The organism is Bacillus sp. SG20033 (assembly GCF_044570195.1).
Taxonomy (GTDB): domain Bacteria; phylum Bacillota; class Bacilli; order Bacillales; family Bacillaceae; genus Bacillus; species Bacillus subtilis.
This window is the reverse complement of the sequence record NZ_CP172606.1, coordinates 654123-670603: the sequence shown is the minus strand read 5'-3', so window position 1 is coordinate 670603 and position 16481 is coordinate 654123. Positions and strand designations below refer to the sequence as shown.

Annotated in this window: 16 protein-coding genes; 7 read left to right on the top strand and 9 right to left on the bottom strand. The window is 42.7% G+C overall.

Annotation, left to right across the window (positions count from 1 at the left end; genetic code table 11):
* The first annotated feature begins 70 nt into the window (after window positions 1–70).
* The 5 genes from cotA to ACFVP7_RS03485 all read left to right on the top strand — a co-directional run bounded on the left by cotA (window position 71) and on the right by ACFVP7_RS03485 (window position 4168).
* On the top strand, window positions 71–1612 hold the full coding sequence (gene cotA, locus ACFVP7_RS03505) for an outer spore coat copper-dependent laccase CotA (protein WP_014479048.1): 1542 nt from the start codon (window positions 71–73) through the stop codon (window positions 1610–1612).
* Between the two features lie 98 nt (window positions 1613–1710).
* On the top strand, window positions 1711–2700 hold the full coding sequence (locus tag ACFVP7_RS03500; RefSeq protein WP_338732568.1) for a DUF4003 domain-containing protein: 990 nt from the start codon (window positions 1711–1713) through the stop codon (window positions 2698–2700).
* Between the two features lie 12 nt (window positions 2701–2712).
* A complete protein-coding gene (locus ACFVP7_RS03495; RefSeq protein ID WP_305091045.1) occupies window positions 2713–3528 on the top strand; it encodes an alpha/beta fold hydrolase in 816 nt (271 codons plus the stop codon).
* An 82-nt stretch (window positions 3529–3610) separates the two neighbouring features.
* Entirely contained in the window at window positions 3611–3820 is a 210-nt protein-coding gene (locus ACFVP7_RS03490) for a cold-shock protein (RefSeq protein ID WP_003234008.1), read from the top strand.
* 189 nt (window positions 3821–4009) lie between these two features.
* Entirely contained in the window at window positions 4010–4168 is a 159-nt protein-coding gene (locus tag ACFVP7_RS03485) for a hypothetical protein (protein WP_003243985.1), read from the top strand.
* A gap of 33 nt (window positions 4169–4201) precedes the next feature.
* Here ACFVP7_RS03485 and ACFVP7_RS03480 read toward each other — a convergent pair whose 3' ends face one another.
* Together ACFVP7_RS03480 and walM are read right to left on the bottom strand one after the other, a co-directional pair.
* Window positions 4202–5248, bottom strand: coding sequence for a hypothetical protein (locus ACFVP7_RS03480; protein WP_338732561.1), 1047 nt, complete (start codon window positions 5246–5248; stop codon window positions 4202–4204).
* A 65-nt stretch (window positions 5249–5313) separates the two neighbouring features.
* Window positions 5314–5685: a cell wall metabolism protein WalM gene (walM, locus tag ACFVP7_RS03475; RefSeq protein WP_003234013.1), complete on the bottom strand. Its 372-nt coding sequence runs from the start codon at window positions 5683–5685 to the stop codon at window positions 5314–5316.
* A 437-nt stretch (window positions 5686–6122) separates the two neighbouring features.
* On the opposite strand from walM, the gene bdhA reads away from it, so the two are divergent.
* Window positions 6123–7163 (top strand): (R,R)-butanediol dehydrogenase, encoded by a 1041-nt coding sequence (gene bdhA, locus ACFVP7_RS03470; RefSeq protein ID WP_029946299.1) that lies wholly within the window; start codon window positions 6123–6125, stop codon window positions 7161–7163.
* A 47-nt stretch (window positions 7164–7210) separates the two neighbouring features.
* Here the strand turns inward: bdhA and iolT are convergent, their stop codons facing one another.
* A complete protein-coding gene (gene iolT, locus ACFVP7_RS03465) occupies window positions 7211–8632 on the bottom strand; it encodes a myo-inositol transporter IolT (RefSeq protein ID WP_338732558.1) in 1422 nt (473 codons plus the stop codon).
* Window positions 8633–9215: 583 nt separating this feature from the next.
* Between iolT and ACFVP7_RS03460 the strand changes: the two genes are divergently transcribed.
* Entirely contained in the window at window positions 9216–10241 is a 1026-nt protein-coding gene (locus ACFVP7_RS03460; protein ID WP_338732556.1) for a potassium channel family protein, read from the top strand.
* 46 nt (window positions 10242–10287) lie between these two features.
* On the opposite strand, the gene ACFVP7_RS03455 is transcribed toward ACFVP7_RS03460, so the two are convergent.
* From ACFVP7_RS03455 to ACFVP7_RS03430, 6 genes are all read right to left on the bottom strand, one after another.
* Window positions 10288–11259 carry an SPFH domain-containing protein gene (locus tag ACFVP7_RS03455; protein ID WP_003234032.1) on the bottom strand — a complete coding sequence of 324 codons (972 nt, stop codon included), beginning with the start codon at window positions 11257–11259 and terminating at the stop codon, window positions 10288–10290.
* 30 nt (window positions 11260–11289) lie between these two features.
* Entirely contained in the window at window positions 11290–12054 is a 765-nt protein-coding gene (locus tag ACFVP7_RS03450; protein ID WP_086343525.1) for a YgcG family protein, read from the bottom strand.
* The gene (locus ACFVP7_RS03445) at window positions 12054–13079 is read right to left on the bottom strand and encodes a TFIIB-type zinc ribbon-containing protein (protein ID WP_041336778.1); all 1026 of its coding nucleotides are present in this window, start codon (window positions 13077–13079) and stop codon (window positions 12054–12056) included. Before ACFVP7_RS03445 ends, ACFVP7_RS03450 begins: the two co-directional genes overlap by 1 nt.
* A gap of 65 nt (window positions 13080–13144) precedes the next feature.
* Complete coding sequence (locus ACFVP7_RS03440) at window positions 13145–13828, bottom strand: PspA/IM30 family protein (protein ID WP_072173431.1); 684 nt, start codon at window positions 13826–13828, stop codon at window positions 13145–13147.
* A 195-nt stretch (window positions 13829–14023) separates the two neighbouring features.
* Window positions 14024–14986 carry a carbohydrate kinase gene (locus tag ACFVP7_RS03435; protein ID WP_396582979.1) on the bottom strand — a complete coding sequence of 321 codons (963 nt, stop codon included), beginning with the start codon at window positions 14984–14986 and terminating at the stop codon, window positions 14024–14026.
* A gap of 94 nt (window positions 14987–15080) precedes the next feature.
* Window positions 15081–16472, bottom strand: a complete 1392-nt coding sequence (locus ACFVP7_RS03430; RefSeq protein ID WP_396583251.1) for an MFS transporter — start codon at window positions 16470–16472, stop codon at window positions 15081–15083.
* Window positions 16473–16481 lie beyond the last annotated feature (9 nt).

Sequence of the window (16481 nt, the reverse complement as noted above, 5' to 3'; positions counted from 1 at the left end):
GTAACCATCACGTCCTTATTGTCATTAACTATAGTACCAATTTGGAAAATTTAGATAAGGACAGATGAAAATGACACTTGAAAAATTTGTGGATGCTCTCCCAATCCCAGATACACTAAAGCCAGTACAGCAATCAAAAGAAAAAACATACTACGAAGTCACCATGGAGGAATGCACTCATCAGCTCCATCGCGATCTCCCCCCGACCCGCCTGTGGGGCTACAACGGCTTATTTCCGGGGCCGACCATTGAGGTTAAAAGAAATGAAAACGTATATGTAAAATGGATGAATAACCTTCCTTCCACGCATTTCCTTCCGATTGATCACACCATTCATCACAGTGACAGCCAGCATGAAGAGCCCGAGGTAAAGACTGTTGTTCATTTACACGGCGGCGTCACGCCAGATGATAGTGACGGGTATCCGGAGGCTTGGTTTTCCAAAGACTTTGAACAAACAGGACCTTATTTCAAAAGAGAGGTTTATCATTATCCAAACCAGCAGCGCGGGGCTATATTGTGGTATCACGATCACGCCATGGCGCTCACCAGGCTAAATGTCTATGCCGGACTTGTCGGTGCTTATATCATTCATGACCCAAAGGAAAAACGCTTAAAACTGCCTTCAGACGAATACGATGTGCCGCTTCTTATCACAGACCGCACGATCAATGAGGATGGTTCTTTGTTTTATCCGAGCGCACCGGAAAACCCTTCTCCGTCACTGCCTAATCCTTCAATCGTTCCGGCTTTTTGCGGAGAAACCATACTCGTCAACGGGAAGGTATGGCCATACTTGGAGGTCGAGCCAAGGAAATACCGATTCCGTGTCATCAACGCCTCCAATACAAGAACCTATAACCTGTCACTCGATAATGGCGGAGAGTTTATTCAGATTGGTTCAGATGGAGGTCTCCTGCCGCGATCTGTTAAACTGAATTCTTTCAGCCTTGCGCCTGCTGAACGTTACGATATCATCATTGACTTCACAGCATATGAAGGAGAATCGATCATTTTGGCAAACAGCGCGGGCTGCGGCGGTGACGTCAATCCTGAAACAGATGCGAATATCATGCAATTCAGAGTCACAAAACCATTGGCACAAAAAGACGAAAGCAGAAAGCCGAAGTACCTCGCCTCATACCCTTCAGTACAGCATGAAAGAATACAAAACATCAGAACGCTAAAACTGGCAGGCACCCAGGACGAATACGGCAGACCCGTCCTTCTGCTTAATAACAAACGCTGGCACGATCCCGTCACAGAAGCACCAAAAGTCGGCACAACTGAAATATGGTCCATTATCAACCCGACACGCGGAACACATCCGATCCACCTGCATCTAGTCTCCTTCCGTGTATTAGACCGGCGGCCGTTTGATATCGCCCGTTATCAAGAGAGCGGGGAATTGTCCTATACCGGTCCGGCTGTCCCGCCGCCGCCAAGTGAAAAGGGCTGGAAAGACACCATTCAAGCGCATGCAGGTGAAGTCCTGAGAATCGCGGCGACATTCGGTCCGTACAGCGGACGATACGTATGGCATTGCCATATTCTAGAGCATGAAGACTATGACATGATGAGACCGATGGATATAACTGATCCCCATAAATAACCCGACAAACTTGCCTCTAGCAGGCAAGTTTTTTCTTTATGAAACCTTTGGCCCTATTTATCGTATTACGTAAAAACAACAAAAAGGAGCTGCTTTTTATGCTCACACACGATCTACATGAAAAAACAAAGCAATACATTTCCATTTATGCTGAATTAAAATCAAAATTAAAATGGAAAGTTTCACACGATCAGATATTAATGCTCATTTCTTCTGCATATATTGTGAATAAAAGAGAGTTTGATTTTCAGCGCTTTTATGATTTGAGCAGCTATATCAAATCAAACATCGGTAGCTTCTCAACACTCAATTCACACCACCGCTTTACTGTTGCATCTATTCTGGACATTCATTTTCAGCATGAGGCAAAACAAACATTTCATACTTTCATCGATGTATACAATGAAATGGTGAAGCTAGGGTATAAGCGGGATATGTTCACATACCTTTCCGCTCTGATCTTGCTCACCGGCAAATCTGAAACGACAAACCAAAAAGAACAGATGAACATGGGGCTAGCTGTTTATCAGCAGATGAAGAAAAATCATTATTTCCTCACTTCAACTCAGAATGTTCCGCTTGCCATACTGCTTGGAGAAAACGAAAAAGGTTTGCAGGCGCTACAGAAGGCGGAAACATGCTATCAGCTGCTGGCAGCCAACGGCTTTAAAAAAGGACAGTACTTACATCAGGTCAGCCATATTCTGGCCTTGCAAAGTGAAAAAGAGCCCGAAATGCTTGTTTCCGCTTGCAAACAGATATATCAATCGATCACTGAATCTGTCAAAAAACCAAAGGATTATCATTATCCAGACCTTGCTCTCCTCACATTTCTGGAAGAGCCAGATATCAAAACGGTTTTGTGCATCACTGACGAATTAAACCAGGAAAAAGCTTTTAAATGGCAAAAGGAAATGAATTTTAAAATTGCTGTCAGCCTCTATCTCAGTGAGCATATGGAGAAAAATCTGCTGATGGAATCAGGACTATACACCGCTATCGAAACAGTCATTCAAGCGCAGCAGGCAGCCGCGACAGCTGCCATCATCAGCTCAACAGCAGCCAGCCATACTCATGATGGAAACTAAAGGAGGAGAAACATGCCATACATCACATTAGAAGATCAGACACGCCTTTACTATGAAACACACGGGAGCGGGACGCCGATCCTGTTTATACATGGGGTGCTGATGAGCGGACAATTTTTCCACAAACAATTTTCGGCGCTTTCTGCCAATTATCAATGTATTCGTCTTGATCTTAGAGGACACGGCGAATCTGACAAAGTGCTTCACGGCCACACCATTTCCCAATATGCCCGTGACATAAGGGAATTTCTAAATGCAATAGAGCTTGACCATGTCGTTCTTGCCGGCTGGTCAATGGGCGCTTTTGTCGTATGGGATTATCTCAATCAGTTTGGGAATGATAACATTCAAGCCGCTGTGATCATCGATCAATCCGCTTCGGACTATCAATGGGAGGGCTGGGAACATGGTCCATTTGATTTTGACGGCTTAAAAACAGCGATGCACGCCATTCAAACTGACCCGCTGCCTTTCTACGAAAGCTTCATCCAGAATATGTTCGCAGAACCGCCTGCCGAGACCGAAACAGAATGGATGCTGGCAGAAATCCTCAAACAGCCGGCTGCCATTTCTAGCACGATTTTATTTAACCAAACGGCCGCTGATTACCGGGGCACCCTCCAAAACATCAATGTGCCGACATTGCTGTGCTTCGGGGAAGACAAGAAATTTTTCTCTACAGCAGCTGGGGAACACTTGCGCAGCAATATTCCAAACGCGACACTCGTTACCTTTCCTAAAAGCAGCCATTGCCCGTTTTTAGAAGAGCCAGATGCTTTTAACAGCACACTCCTCTCCTTTTTAGATGGGGTTATTGGAAAGTCATAAAGAAAAAGGAATTAGGAGATTAGGGAAAAGTATGAGACAATAAGAAGTGTGCAGTAAAATACATGAGGGAAGAAGTGACTTTATGTCTTACTATAACAAACGAAATCAAGAACCGCTGCCAAAAGAAGATGTGAGTACTTGGGAATGCACAAAAGAAGACTGTAATGGCTGGACCCGAAAAAACTTCGCCAGCAGTGATACGCCATTGTGCCCTTTATGCGGAAGTAAAATGGTCGACGGCATCCGTTCATTAGTGAATCTCCAAAACAACAGCCAAACGAAAACAAGCTAGTTCTTCCCTATAACAAATGCAGTCTCCTGCAAGCAAACAAACCCCGAACGGAGACAAAATTCTATATTTCAGAATAAAAGCCTCTCATTGCAAGAGGCCAAATACGAAGAAAGAAGCCCAAAACTGTAAACGTTTAGGGCTTTTTTGTCTGTTTTAATGGTATAATATGGATATGAGAGGAGTGATAACGTGATCTCAAACCAGCAGCAAAAAGACTTGAAAAAAAGAGCTGCGTTCAAAAAGCTGAATGTTGCAATGAACTCATATGTTGAACTTCTGTTTTTGTCGGTACCTCTGATTCATATCTTTAAATGGCTCGGATCATTAGCTCTGCACCTCATCCATTAAAAAAGCCACTCAGCTCATGCCGAGTGGTTTTTATTAGTTAATCACAGAAAAGCTGTTGATGATGCCGTTCGGATTTTCCCATACTTTTTTGAAGGTCTTATTTTCAAGGCTATAGGAATAAATCGTCCGCACCTTAGCTTCACGCCCTGTTTCATCCTTCAGTTTTTTAGCCCCCTTGGCTTCGGCAAGAAAATAAATGTTCTTCCCATCCTTAGAGAACTGCGGCTGTGCGTCAATTAACAGCTTAAATGATTTTTGATTTGAGATGATGTTTTCATACTTTTTCGTATCCGCATTGAGCATCTGAATAGAAGCGGTTTGCTCCGTTCCTTTTTGCGTATATGATGTGAATAAAATACGTTTATCATCATCAGAAACAGCAATATCGCTGATAAATTGGTTTAGGCTTTTCAGCTCATTAAATTTATTTTGACGGCCTTCCGCAAAATGAATCGTTGTCGGTTCAGGGTCGATGCCCTTTTCGTTTGCTTCATCTGTTTTCTTGTAGTCTTCTTCTACAGAATAATGAAGCAATGCAAATGAATCGTTTTTTTGGTTATAAAAGAAGCTGCTGACGGTGTCATCCTGATCATTAGCGGCAGGATAAAGATTTTTATACTTTTTCGTCTTCAGATCAAAAGCGGCGATCCGAAAATTGCTTTCGTCCGCTTTTCCTAAGCGGAAATAGATGGTTGAACGGTCCTTTGATAAAAATAAACTGTCCGCACTCTCCGCGCCTTTATAAAGCATCGTTTTTTTATGAGACTTCAGATCCAATTTAAAAAGCCTCATTTCATTCTGTTCATTATTGCCCGTATAATAGAGCACCTGCTGTTTTTGATCCAAGGCAAATGCCGGATAGCTGGTCAGCTTCTCCTCATGCATCACCTTGTCATTTTCATAATACTTTGTCAGCAGATCCGTATCTGTAATTGAAACCAGCAGCTCATCACCGCTTTCGGTATTGACTGAAACATCAGCAGCCTTCTCATGGCCTTTATCCTTTGTAACATAAAACGCAACCCCCGCGGCAGCTGCCGCTATTATCACTGCTAACAATAATATGATTCTTTTTTTCATCTTTTATCTCCACCAATAGAAAAAGCAAGAATGTGACTTCTTGCTTTCCAGATTATATATGTACACTAATAGCTGTAATGCCCCGCTACTTTACCTTTGCTTAATGGATATCCAAGCGCTTTAAACGCTTTAGGGCTAACATCCAGCACTGCATTAGGCATTCTGCCAACATCATTTTTATAAACCGTAATCACCTTTTTAGGCTTCGCTTTTGCATAAGCTCTGATTTTTGTCCCGTTTCTAGGAACATCAAATCCGATTTTGGTCGCACAATCCCAATGTCCAAGTTTCTTACCTGAAGAGCCTTTTTTCCCGACTCCATTATACCAAGTAATATTTCCGTTCACATGTTTCGCACTGGCATCTGATGAAAAACTAAAAGCTCCCAAAGTACTTCCTACTAAGATAAAAGCGGCTAAAATGACTTTCTTCAACATTTCGTCCCCCTGTTTGTTAACATCTAGGAAGATTATACACGATCAACCAGCTATTTTTTATTTCAATATCCTTACAGTAATGTTACAAAGTCAAAAAAGTTACCTCTGCTAAAATAAACCATGGAAGATTATCCTATTATAATAGCAGTATTAGCGTTATAATTATTGATAGAGTAGTTGTCGCATTCAATATGAACGAACCATTACCGTATTGTTCAAACCAAATTCATAGCTATGTAAACGATTGATACTCTCATATAAAGAAAAAAGAGTGTGCGAGACCCTTTTTTCTTCAAAGTTTCTTTTTTCAAAAAAACGTAGATTATATTATATAAAAATTTCATTTCTTTTTTGGTTTTAAAAATGGCGATTTTGTGAACAGTTCATATTGACCGGTGCGGAATTACTCACATCAAAAGTTATAGGAGTGGTAATCCATGAAGGCAGCAAGATGGCATAACCAAAAGGATATCCGTATTGAACATATCGAAGAGCCAAAAACGGAGCCGGGAAAAGTAAAGATCAAAGTCAAATGGTGCGGCATCTGCGGAAGTGATTTACACGAATATCTAGGCGGCCCGATCTTTATTCCGGTTGACAAACCGCACCCATTAACAAATGAAACGGCACCTGTCACAATGGGACATGAATTCTCCGGTGAAGTTGTCGAAGTCGGAGAAGGCGTTGAAAATTATAAAGTTGGAGACCGCGTCGTAGTCGAGCCGATTTTTGCTACACACGGCCACCAAGGCGCCTACAACCTTGATGAACAAATGGGATTCCTCGGCTTAGCCGGCGGAGGCGGCGGTTTCTCTGAATACGTCTCTGTAGATGAAGAGCTTTTGTTCAAACTTCCTGATGAATTATCATATGAACAAGGCGCGCTCGTTGAACCTTCTGCAGTTGCTCTATACGCTGTCCGCTCAAGCAAACTCAAAGCAGGCGACAAAGCGGCTGTATTCGGCTGCGGCCCGATCGGACTTCTTGTCATTGAAGCGTTGAAGGCTGCCGGTGCAACTGATATTTACGCTGTTGAGCTTTCTCCTGAACGCCAGCAAAAAGCCGAGGAGCTTGGCGCGATCATCGTTGATCCGTCTAAAACAGACGATGTAGTCGCTGAGATTGCAGAACGTACAGGAGGCGGTGTTGACGTAGCATTTGAAGTCACTGGTGTCCCAGTGGTGTTACGACAAGCCATCCAGTCCACTACAATTGCCGGTGAAACCGTCATCGTCAGTATTTGGGAAAAAGGTGCTGAAATCCATCCGAACGATATCGTGATCAAAGAACGTTCAGTAAAAGGAATTATCGGATACCGCGACATCTTCCCGGCTGTACTGTCATTAATGAAAGAAGGCTATTTCTCAGCTGACAAACTCGTAACGAAAAAAATCGTACTAGATGATTTGATCGAGGAAGGCTTCGGGGCTCTTATAAAAGAGAAAAACCAAGTTAAAATCCTTGTCAGACCTAACTAATTTGGAACCAAAAAGAATCCGCACTCGGGTGCGGATTCTTTTTTTAATTATCCAATCACTTCAGCCCCAGAATCCTTCTTCGCCCCGCCGTGATCATAAGCGCGGAAGTTTTCCTCCAGCTGCTCAAGCGAAAGTCCTTTCGTTTCCGGTAAAAACTTCTTCACAAATAGAACAGAGCAAATTCCTAATCCAACAAAGATAAAGAACGTTGTGGACAGCCCGATGGCTGCCAGCAATATCGGAAACGTGAAACTGACTGCAAAATTCACCATCCACAGACAGAATACCGTAACACCCATTCCCAGTCCGCGAAGGCGAAGCGGGAAAATTTCAGATAACATCAGCCAAGTCACTGGTGAAATGGCCCCCTGCTGAAAAGCAAGGAATGTGACCATTAATGACAGGACTACATATGGAAGTGCCGGTGATCCTTCAAGTACAAGTGAGAATATCCCGATTAGCAATAACGCTGTTGTCGTACCGATCAAGCCTGTCATCAGCATCGGCCGGCGCCCCACTCTTCCCAGCAGCCAGATTCCGACGAATGTTGCCAATACCGAAATCACGCCATTCGCAATATTTCCGATTAAAGCGGCTTCCGTTTGGAAACCGGAATTTCTTAGAATTTCAGTCCCATAATACATAATCGAATTCACACCTGTAATTTGCTGTACAATCGCAATCCCTAATCCAATAAACACAATACGGCGCACCCATGGGACCGAAAGATCTTTAAACGTCGCTTTTTCAAGCTGATCTTCTTTTTTGAAAGCGAATTCGATTTCTTGCAGCTCAGCTGCTGCCCGCTTTTCGTCTCTGATTTTTTTCAATACACGCAAAGCATCTTCTTTTCTTCCTTTAGAAACAAGCCAGCGGGGACTCTCGGGCATTCTGATCATGCCGAAAAACAGGAACACGGCTGGAAGTGACGCAATGACCAGCATAAACCTCCACACATGAGAGTTGTCTCCCATTGTTGTGCCAAGGATCGCATTAAAAACAAAGGCCAAAAGCTGTCCTGATACAATCATCAATTCGTTCTGCGTCACCATCCGTCCCCTGCTTTCCACAGGAGACATCTCTGCTAAATAGGCAGGCACCGTTACGGATGCACCCCCGACCGCAATACCGAGCACAAAACGGGAAATAATCATGACCGTAACATTTGGTGCAAACGTACACCCGATCGTTGAAATAAAAAATATAACAGCGAGGAACAAAATATTTTTGCGGCGGCCGTTAAAATCAGACATCCTGCCGCCAAACACAGCACCCAGTGCCGCTCCAAAAAGAAGTGAACTGGTGACAAGACCCTCTGTGAAGGCATTGAGATTAAGCTGATCCGGCTCTCCCATATACGGCAAAGCTCCATTGAGCACACCGGTATCATAGCCAAAAAGAAGCCCGCCGAAAGTGGAGACTAAAATAATTGTACGTAAAAATGACATTTGATTGCCTTGTTTATTCATACTGTTTCCCCCAGTCTTTTTCAAAATGCGTATGTCAAAAACTTATTCCAGGGCTGCTGCCTTCCTCACATTTCGTAAGCAGGCTTCAGAAAATAGTTGTTCATGTTTTTATCCAATAACCTCATAACCTTCCCTTCTTCTTAGCATGTCAGTCCCAATGGAAGCGATTTCATTTCTCACTAAAAGAACAATGGTCATTTCTTTGTGCATAACCTCGTTCATTGGTATTTATTAGTCACTTAATAGTTCAATTATAGTGATGTTATAGTGACATTTTTGTTATATCTGATATTATCATAATTATAAAAACGCTTTCAGTCAATATAAATTTCTGAAAATTTTTTACTCTATAAAAGGAAAATCACCAATTCAAGGGGAAAATGAACGTTTTTCTTCATGAAAATGTGTGAATCAAGTCAAAAATCCTGTGATTTTCTGTTCATATCGAAAAATGAGTAAGTGTTGGGTAACTCCCACCTATTTTTCTCTGTAAAATCAAACATTCGTTCAATTGTTTCAGACTCAGGATAAAAGGAAATAGAGAAGAAAATAAAAGAAGGCTGACTTAAGGGAGGCAACCAAAATGAATGAGGGTTATATCATTGCAGGCCTTTTATTATTGACAGCGGGGATGATTGATTTTTTATGGACCACGTTATGGTTAGAGAGCGGTGCCGGCCCGATCACAAGATGTCTGTCTGCCTGGCTGTGGAAAGGCTGTCGCAAAATCAGCGGTGACCACGCAAAGATTCTAAGTATGGCAGGTCCACTGCTGTTATGCCTGACGTTAGTGATATGGATCAGTCTATTTTGGAGCGGGTGGGTTTTGATTTACTCGAGTGACCCTCACTCACTTATGGAAACTCAATCAAAAGAACCGGCTTCCTGGTCAGACCGAATTTATTTTTCCGGCTATGTCATGTTTACATTAGGAAATGGCGACCTCGCTCCGAACGGAGGCCTATGGAAGCTTGTCACGATTATTGAAACAGCTCAAGGACTGCTTACCATCACGTTTTCTGTCACGTATTTGATTTCCGTCTTGAGTGCGGTTAATCAAAAACGCTCCTTTGCCCAAAGTGTATTAAGTCTAGGGCATGACGGAACAGAAATCGTCCATAATGCATGGAATGGCAAAGATTTTCACGACATTGATTTTCTTCTTGTCGCTGCTTCATCAGAACTGGGAAAGCTGACCGCTCAGCATAACGCCTTCCCCATCCTTCATTTTTACCACAGCACGCAGCATCAGGAATCATCCATTATAGCTGTTGCTGTATTGGATGAGGCTCTAACCATTTTCAAATACGGAATTCCTGAACAATATCAGCCGAATCAGCTTCATATCAAAGAAGCGCGCTCAAGTATCAAAAACTATCTAGATACCGTTCATACTGCCTATATCCATCCTGCAGAACAAGCGCCGCCGGAACCAGACATCTCAAAGCTTCAACAATCAGGCATACCGGCTTTATCAAAGCAAACATTTCAAATTGCCGTCAATTCAATAAAGGAACGTCGTCAATTGCTGCTGGGAATTATCCAAGCGGGGGCTCGAAAATGGCCTGTTCAGGAGCAAGCAATAGGTAACGCTTATTCTCCTAAATAAAAAAGTCCCGAGTGCTGATCACTCCGGACTTTTCACTGTATGAGTCTTACACAAGCTTCTGTCCGCAATTCGGACAAAAATTGGCTTCGCCCGTTTTTGTTCCGCAGTTTGGACAGAAATTCGGTTTGCTTCCGCTGCCAGTTGACTGTGGGCCTGATGACTGTGCCTGCTGATTCTGATTCATTTGGTTCATCATCTGATTGGCCATATTCATTCCCATCATCATTCCAGCCATATCCGAAGCCGCTCCGCCTCCGCTCATCTTTCCGGATGCCATTCCATCCGTCATTGATATTTGCTGGTATCTGTTCACATCCCCAACCATACCGTAGGAAGCGTTCTTTGTAATCATATCTTGAACCTCTTGAGGGTAATTAAAGCTCATGATTTGAAAACCAGTGACCGTCATCCCGTCGCTTATTAATTGCATATCTAAGTCCTCTTGAATTCCCTTGGCAATATCAAAAGCGTTTGCTTGAAGATTAAACATATCTTTCCCTTCTCTTGTGATCCACTTCATGAGAAGCTGATCCAGAATAGAAATGATACGGGTTTTAATATCCTCTACAAAATATTGATCTTTCACGCCAGCGATTTTATCAATCAGGCTGATATAGTCCTGCACCTTGAAATTAAATGTGCCGTTTGCGCGAATGGGCATCCCGCCTGGCATTCCCGCTGCCGGAATATTTATCGCCTGTTTTGTTCCCCATCTTACGGTAAATTCCTTCGTATTGACAAACAGCACCTCAGCTCGCATGCCGCTGTTAAACCCAAACTTAAAGCCCTTTAACGTTGAAAGGAATGGAATAATTTCTGATTCAATATCATAATCGCCATCATCTTGAAAGACTCCTTCAACCCGCCCATTGTTCAAAAAGACAGCATCCTGTCCGGGACGAATGATTAAACGGCTCCCTTTTTTGATTTCACGATTGTTCCATTTATAAAAAATCATATCATCTCTAAATTCTTCCCACTCTACTACATTCGCTAATTGATTTCTGAAAAACGACATTACGCCTCTCCCTTTCTCTATTTCTTACATTTAAAAACTGCCCCGGCTCCCACTGTATGACGTACCGCCTTTCGTAACACCGCCATCGCTGCCGCTGTCTTTATCTGATGGTTTTCTTTCTCTTGTTACAGTCGTTCTAATATAAGTGTCGTATTGATCAATCACATCAGACGTACGCTGATCCATATATGTATTTCCATTAACCGTTACTTTGCCGCCTGCATGATAAAGCATGATTGAAACCGCAATTCCCCCGACTGCGATGGCAGCAATCAGCTGAAACCACCATGTAAAGAATATGTTGTCGGGGTTTACTCCCGGTTTTATGCCCATATCTTTATAGGAAAGCTGAATATATGTCTCAAAAGCTTTAAAATAATTTTCATTGGATAAATCAGATGAAATCGTATTTCTGATGCTATTGAGCCTGCTGTTGTCCAAATACTGTTCGGCTTTTTTGAAGCCTGCGATAAACACTTCTCTGTTTGTCATATCAATGGTCAGAATGGCTGTACTGCCTTTTCCGTAACGATCATAAAAATCGCCGGTATAGTCAGCAATATCTTCACCGTTTGTGCTTTTGGTCGTAATAATGATGAAATCAGTGTCTCTCTTTGCACCCAGCTCTGCCGAGAGAGATTCAAGTTTTCCGATCTCCGCTTTTGACAATAGATGAGCGCGATCGTACACATGCTGCTGCGATTCAGAGGCTCTTGCCGCTTCGATACCCAGTAAAGGCATCATGATGAAGACAGCCAGCACACCAAAGATCGCTTTCCCTAAAAATCCCCGCATCAAAATCCGCCTCCCATCATCAATGAGACGAGCTTCAACGCAAGAAATGTCCCGCCTGCTATTCCGCTAAACCATGCTGCCACTTTTCCTCGACTGATCGGCGGCTTTCCCACAACCTTTCCTGTTTGCCCGTTCATCGCAAAGATATGCTCCGCTCTTTCATAATCGTAACTGACCATCCAAACGGGAAGCAAAACGTAAAAGCTGTTCACGTTTTTCGTGTGAATATGTTTGTCCCTCACATTGACTGACGTATATCCGGAAAAAGTAGAATGGATGTATGAATCTATATAACTGCTGATTTTCTCTTTTGCCCTCGGAAAAAGCTCCTCATCGGTATAATTGTACTTTTCCGCAATATAACCGGCCAAATATGCCGTTTGAAAGTCCTTCAGCTCTTCGTATGAATAAGGCTCCAATTTGTCCATTAATTCGTCTTTCATTTTTTCAGAGGCATCGACAGGGATTTTCAAATAATCGAGATTGATATCACGAAACGCTTCAAAGTGCTCTGTTTCCGTGCAAATATAATCTCCTTCTTCATATTGATGGACTCTGGTACAGTTTGCTCTCACCTGTACTTCACTATTTAAATCAAACATCCAAAACGGAATATACATGCCGGTGATGCTTTTAATGCGATCGGCAGACATGAAACCTCTTGGTGTCAGAAGGCCTTTTTTGCACCACTTTCGAAATGCCTGCTCCGCTTCTTGTTTACTGATTGTAAATGGAATGACCTTCGCCGGCGCCAAATGTCCTGATAAACGATCGGCAAGTATTGCAGCACCTCCGCAGAAGCTGCACGTCGTTGCTGTCGTTTCAGCTTCCGTGATCAAAACGGCACCGCAGTTTTCACATTGATATTCTTTTGCTTCATCATCAGAAAACCGTGCCGCAATGTTTTCTTTCGGAAGGCTTTCAATATTGTCCTGTCTTCCGCAGCTGCCGCAGGATAACGAGCCGGTTTCACTGTCAAATGCCATATCACTGCCGCAGTTCGGACACTTATAAGATATTATCATTACCGTTCCCTCTCACATCTTATGATAAAATGACGCCGCAGCCGAAAGCTGCGGCCTCCTATGTATTACTTATCGAGCATCATTTTCGCTTTTAACGCCGCAAGTTCATCATCAACCTGGCTTGAACCGCCAGTGTCATACTTTGCAGTCAGATCAGCCATATCATCCTGCGGAGCGCTGTTCAGTTCAGCCATTGCATTGGCCTGATCAAGTGCCTTATTTACTTTGTCCTCCATTCGGCCGAATGCAGACATTGATTGGCTTGTACTTGAAACAGAAGCGCCCAGTTTGTTCATTCTTTCTTGCGTTTTCGCTACTGCCCACTTCGCCTTGATCATATTTTTGCGTGCTTCCAGCTCTCCAATGTCAGATACCAATTTGTCATGCATCTTTCTCATCTGTGCGGCATTGGTTGCAGCAATTTGATTCGCCGCCTGCAGCTCAGAAAGCTTTGACTCCAAAGATGTTTTTCTTTCAAGAAATTTTCTCGCATCGCTCTCATTCCCGGCTTGCAGCGCCTTCATTGCATAGCTTTCCATCTTTTCCATATCCGCCTGGCATTCGTGATATTCTCTTTTTGCTCTCTGCTCCTCAGCCATAACAGCTGCTGTTTCTGCCTTAACCTTAGCCAAATCGCTATTCATATTTCTTAAATATTGATCTACCATTTTCTCCGGATTTTCAGCCTTGTCCAATAAAGCATTGATATTCGCAGACATAATATCTTTAAATCTTCCAATTATACTCATTATATCGTTCCTCCTAAAGCTAATTCGGTAACCCTTGTTACATATACTATTTATTATCGTTAAAAGTTTCACTTTTTTAATAAAAAATGACATTTCAAACAAAAAATATACAACTTTTTACCTGAACAAAAATGTAAGCAATAAAAAAAGATGCCCCCAAAAGTCCAAAGACTTTCAAGAAACATCTTCAATGATTTACAAAGAAACTTCGATCTCATCCAAGCTCGGCAGTGCATCAATCGCTCCAATTTTAGTGCACACAAGAGCTCCGACCTTATTGGCAAACGCCACAATCTCACGCAGTTTCACAAAATCAGCATCTACAGATTGAATCTGATCCGTGTTTGCCAATTGATATAAAGCCGCACCGACAAAAGCATCTCCCGCCCCTGTTGAGTCAATTGATGTCACCGGAATGCTTGGAATGATTTCACGGTCTTTTCCATTGGAAAGAAGCGTTCCGCTTTTCCCAAGTGTCACAGCGACAATGTTGGCTCCGATCTCATGAAGGATCGCAACTCCCTTTTCATGATCCTTCACACCGCTGATAATCTCAAGTTCCTCGTCACTGACTTTCACAAAATCACTTACAGCGATCGCTTTTTTCGCAACACTTACAAACTCTGAGACTCTTCCCCTCCATAAATCTTCACGGTAGTTAGGGTCAAACGAAATAAACTGTCCATTGTCTTTCGCAATCGACATCAGCCGTAAATAGGCTGAGCAAAACGGATCCGATAACAGTGCCGTCGCAGAGCCGAAATGAAGGATTTTCGCTTCGTCTAGTTTTTCCTGGTCAATATCCTCCAGCGTAAACAAAGCGTCCGCGCCTCTATTAAAAACAAAGTCGCGCTCTCCATTTTGTTTTAATGAAACAAAAGCAAGCGTTGTAGGCGCTTTCTCATCCATCACCAGCATAGAGGTATCGACATGTACAGCGTCCAATGTTTGCTTCAGAAAATACCCAAACGGATCCTTTCCTACTTTTCCGCTGAAAGCGGCGTCTCCGCCCAGCTTGGCAATTGCTGCCGACACATTCGCCGGTGCCCCGCCGGCACTTTTCAGGAATTGGCGCCCTTCCATTAAATCAACGTCAACATCGGTACAAAAGAAATCAATCAACAATTCCCCAATACAAACTACAGAATGACTACGCATATTATCACACTCATTTATAAAGTCTAGATTACAGTCTCAGTATATTACTTTTTGCCATAAATACAACATTGAATATTAAAAATTTTACATATATTTATCTCGCAGACCTTTGCTCCAGCTCAGAGATGATGTGTTTATATCTTTTTTCCGTTAAAGGATAGAAGGCGATAAGAATAATAGAAAGCAAAATGAAAAATCCCGGAATCAAAGCATTCATATTTTTAATCGCATTCAATGACGCAACTGTCTGGTCTGTATTCGCCACATACCCGGCGATTCCTAAATAAATGGCCGAAAATGATCCGGCTAACGCCACACCCAGCTTATTAATAAAGCTCATGCTCGAAATCACCACACCATCCGCGCGAATTCCGGTTTTCCATTCCGCATAATCGACACAATCCGCAACCATTCCCCAAGCAAGCGTATTTAAAGGCGTTGTGAAAAATCCCGATGCAAAAAGCCAAATGAAAATGAGTGTAATGGAAGAATACGGCGTAAAATGCAGGCCGGCATAAGAAATAAGCGATAGAGCCGCCGTGATAATCATGACTTGTTTTCTTCCCCACTTCTCAGAAAAGAAAGGAATAAACAAATTGCTGATCAGCGCTGCTCCGAAAAATAAAACGGTTCCCATAAACACAAATTCTTTATGGTTTACGTTATACGTAAAATAATACACCATCGTGCTGAGCTTAATATTAAACCCGATCGCAAAAGCTAAAAATGATGAAATTAGCATAATCAAAGGTTTGTTTCGAAATAAAACGGATAATGTCTTTTTGATCCCTTGTTTTTTTCTCTTTTTAGGCTGAATCCGCTCCCGTACAGTAAAGAAACTGAATAGATTCAAAACAATGCTGACCGCCGCGTAGATGAGCGCAGTCATTTGAAATCCAAACGCCTGATCCTCTCCTCCGATAGCAGTTGCAAGCGGTGTCGCACAGGAAATGGATAAAAGAATTCCGATATACACCAAAATCATCCGGGTTGTGGTTAGAACCGTCCGTTCCTCCACAGAATTCGTCATCCGCCCCGTTAGGCTGTTCACCGGGATTGTTTGCATACTAAAGGACATCCCAAGCAGAATATAGGTGACGTACGCATATACCATATTCCCGGTCTCACCGAAATGAGGCGTCGTGAAACATAAGAATGTGAATAGCGCAAAAGGAAATGCCACCCATAGCAAATATGGCCTTGCTTTTCCCCACCTTGTATTCGTTTTATCTAAAATCAATCCCATGATCGGGTCAAAAATAGCATCCAGCACACGCACAACAAGAAACAAAGTTGCGATCACCGCAGGCTGAATGCCGCCGACGTCTGTATAATAAAATAATAAGTATGCGTTTACAAACTGAAAGATAATATTATACGACATATCTCCGAATCCATAGCCGATTCGTTCAAACCAGGACAGTCCGGTGCTGGATTTTGACTGGTGCTTCACTTTCATTGCCGTTACTTTTTCTGTTTCAATCATCATTTCCCA

Excerpts from the sequence above, each read along its gene's own strand:
- ACFVP7_RS03490 (WP_003234008.1), top strand. The coding sequence starts at position 3,611 with ATGTCTTACTATAACAAACGAAATCAAGAACCGCTGCCAAAAGAAGAT.
- ACFVP7_RS03495 (WP_305091045.1), top strand. The coding sequence starts at position 2,713 with ATGCCATACATCACATTAGAAGATCAGACACGCCTTTACTATGAAACA.
- ACFVP7_RS03440 (WP_072173431.1), bottom strand. The coding sequence starts at position 13,828 with ATGAGTATAATTGGAAGATTTAAAGATATTATGTCTGCGAATATCAAT.
- ACFVP7_RS03430 (WP_396583251.1), bottom strand. The coding sequence starts at position 16,472 with ATGATTGAAACAGAAAAAGTAACGGCAATGAAAGTGAAGCACCAGTCA.
- ACFVP7_RS03480 (WP_338732561.1), bottom strand. The coding sequence starts at position 5,248 with ATGAAAAAAAGAATCATATTATTGTTAGCAGTGATAATAGCGGCAGCT.
- ACFVP7_RS03460 (WP_338732556.1), top strand. The coding sequence starts at position 9,216 with ATGAATGAGGGTTATATCATTGCAGGCCTTTTATTATTGACAGCGGGG.
- iolT (WP_338732558.1), bottom strand. The coding sequence starts at position 8,632 with ATGAATAAACAAGGCAATCAAATGTCATTTTTACGTACAATTATTTTA.
- ACFVP7_RS03445 (WP_041336778.1), bottom strand. The coding sequence starts at position 13,079 with ATGATAATATCTTATAAGTGTCCGAACTGCGGCAGTGATATGGCATTT.
- ACFVP7_RS03455 (WP_003234032.1), bottom strand. The coding sequence starts at position 11,259 with ATGTCGTTTTTCAGAAATCAATTAGCGAATGTAGTAGAGTGGGAAGAA.
- walM (WP_003234013.1), bottom strand. The coding sequence starts at position 5,685 with ATGTTGAAGAAAGTCATTTTAGCCGCTTTTATCTTAGTAGGAAGTACT.
- cotA (WP_014479048.1), top strand. The coding sequence starts at position 71 with ATGACACTTGAAAAATTTGTGGATGCTCTCCCAATCCCAGATACACTA.
- ACFVP7_RS03450 (WP_086343525.1), bottom strand. The coding sequence starts at position 12,054 with ATGCGGGGATTTTTAGGGAAAGCGATCTTTGGTGTGCTGGCTGTCTTC.
- bdhA (WP_029946299.1), top strand. The coding sequence starts at position 6,123 with ATGAAGGCAGCAAGATGGCATAACCAAAAGGATATCCGTATTGAACAT.
- ACFVP7_RS03500 (WP_338732568.1), top strand. The coding sequence starts at position 1,711 with ATGCTCACACACGATCTACATGAAAAAACAAAGCAATACATTTCCATT.
- ACFVP7_RS03435 (WP_396582979.1), bottom strand. The coding sequence starts at position 14,986 with ATGCGTAGTCATTCTGTAGTTTGTATTGGGGAATTGTTGATTGATTTC.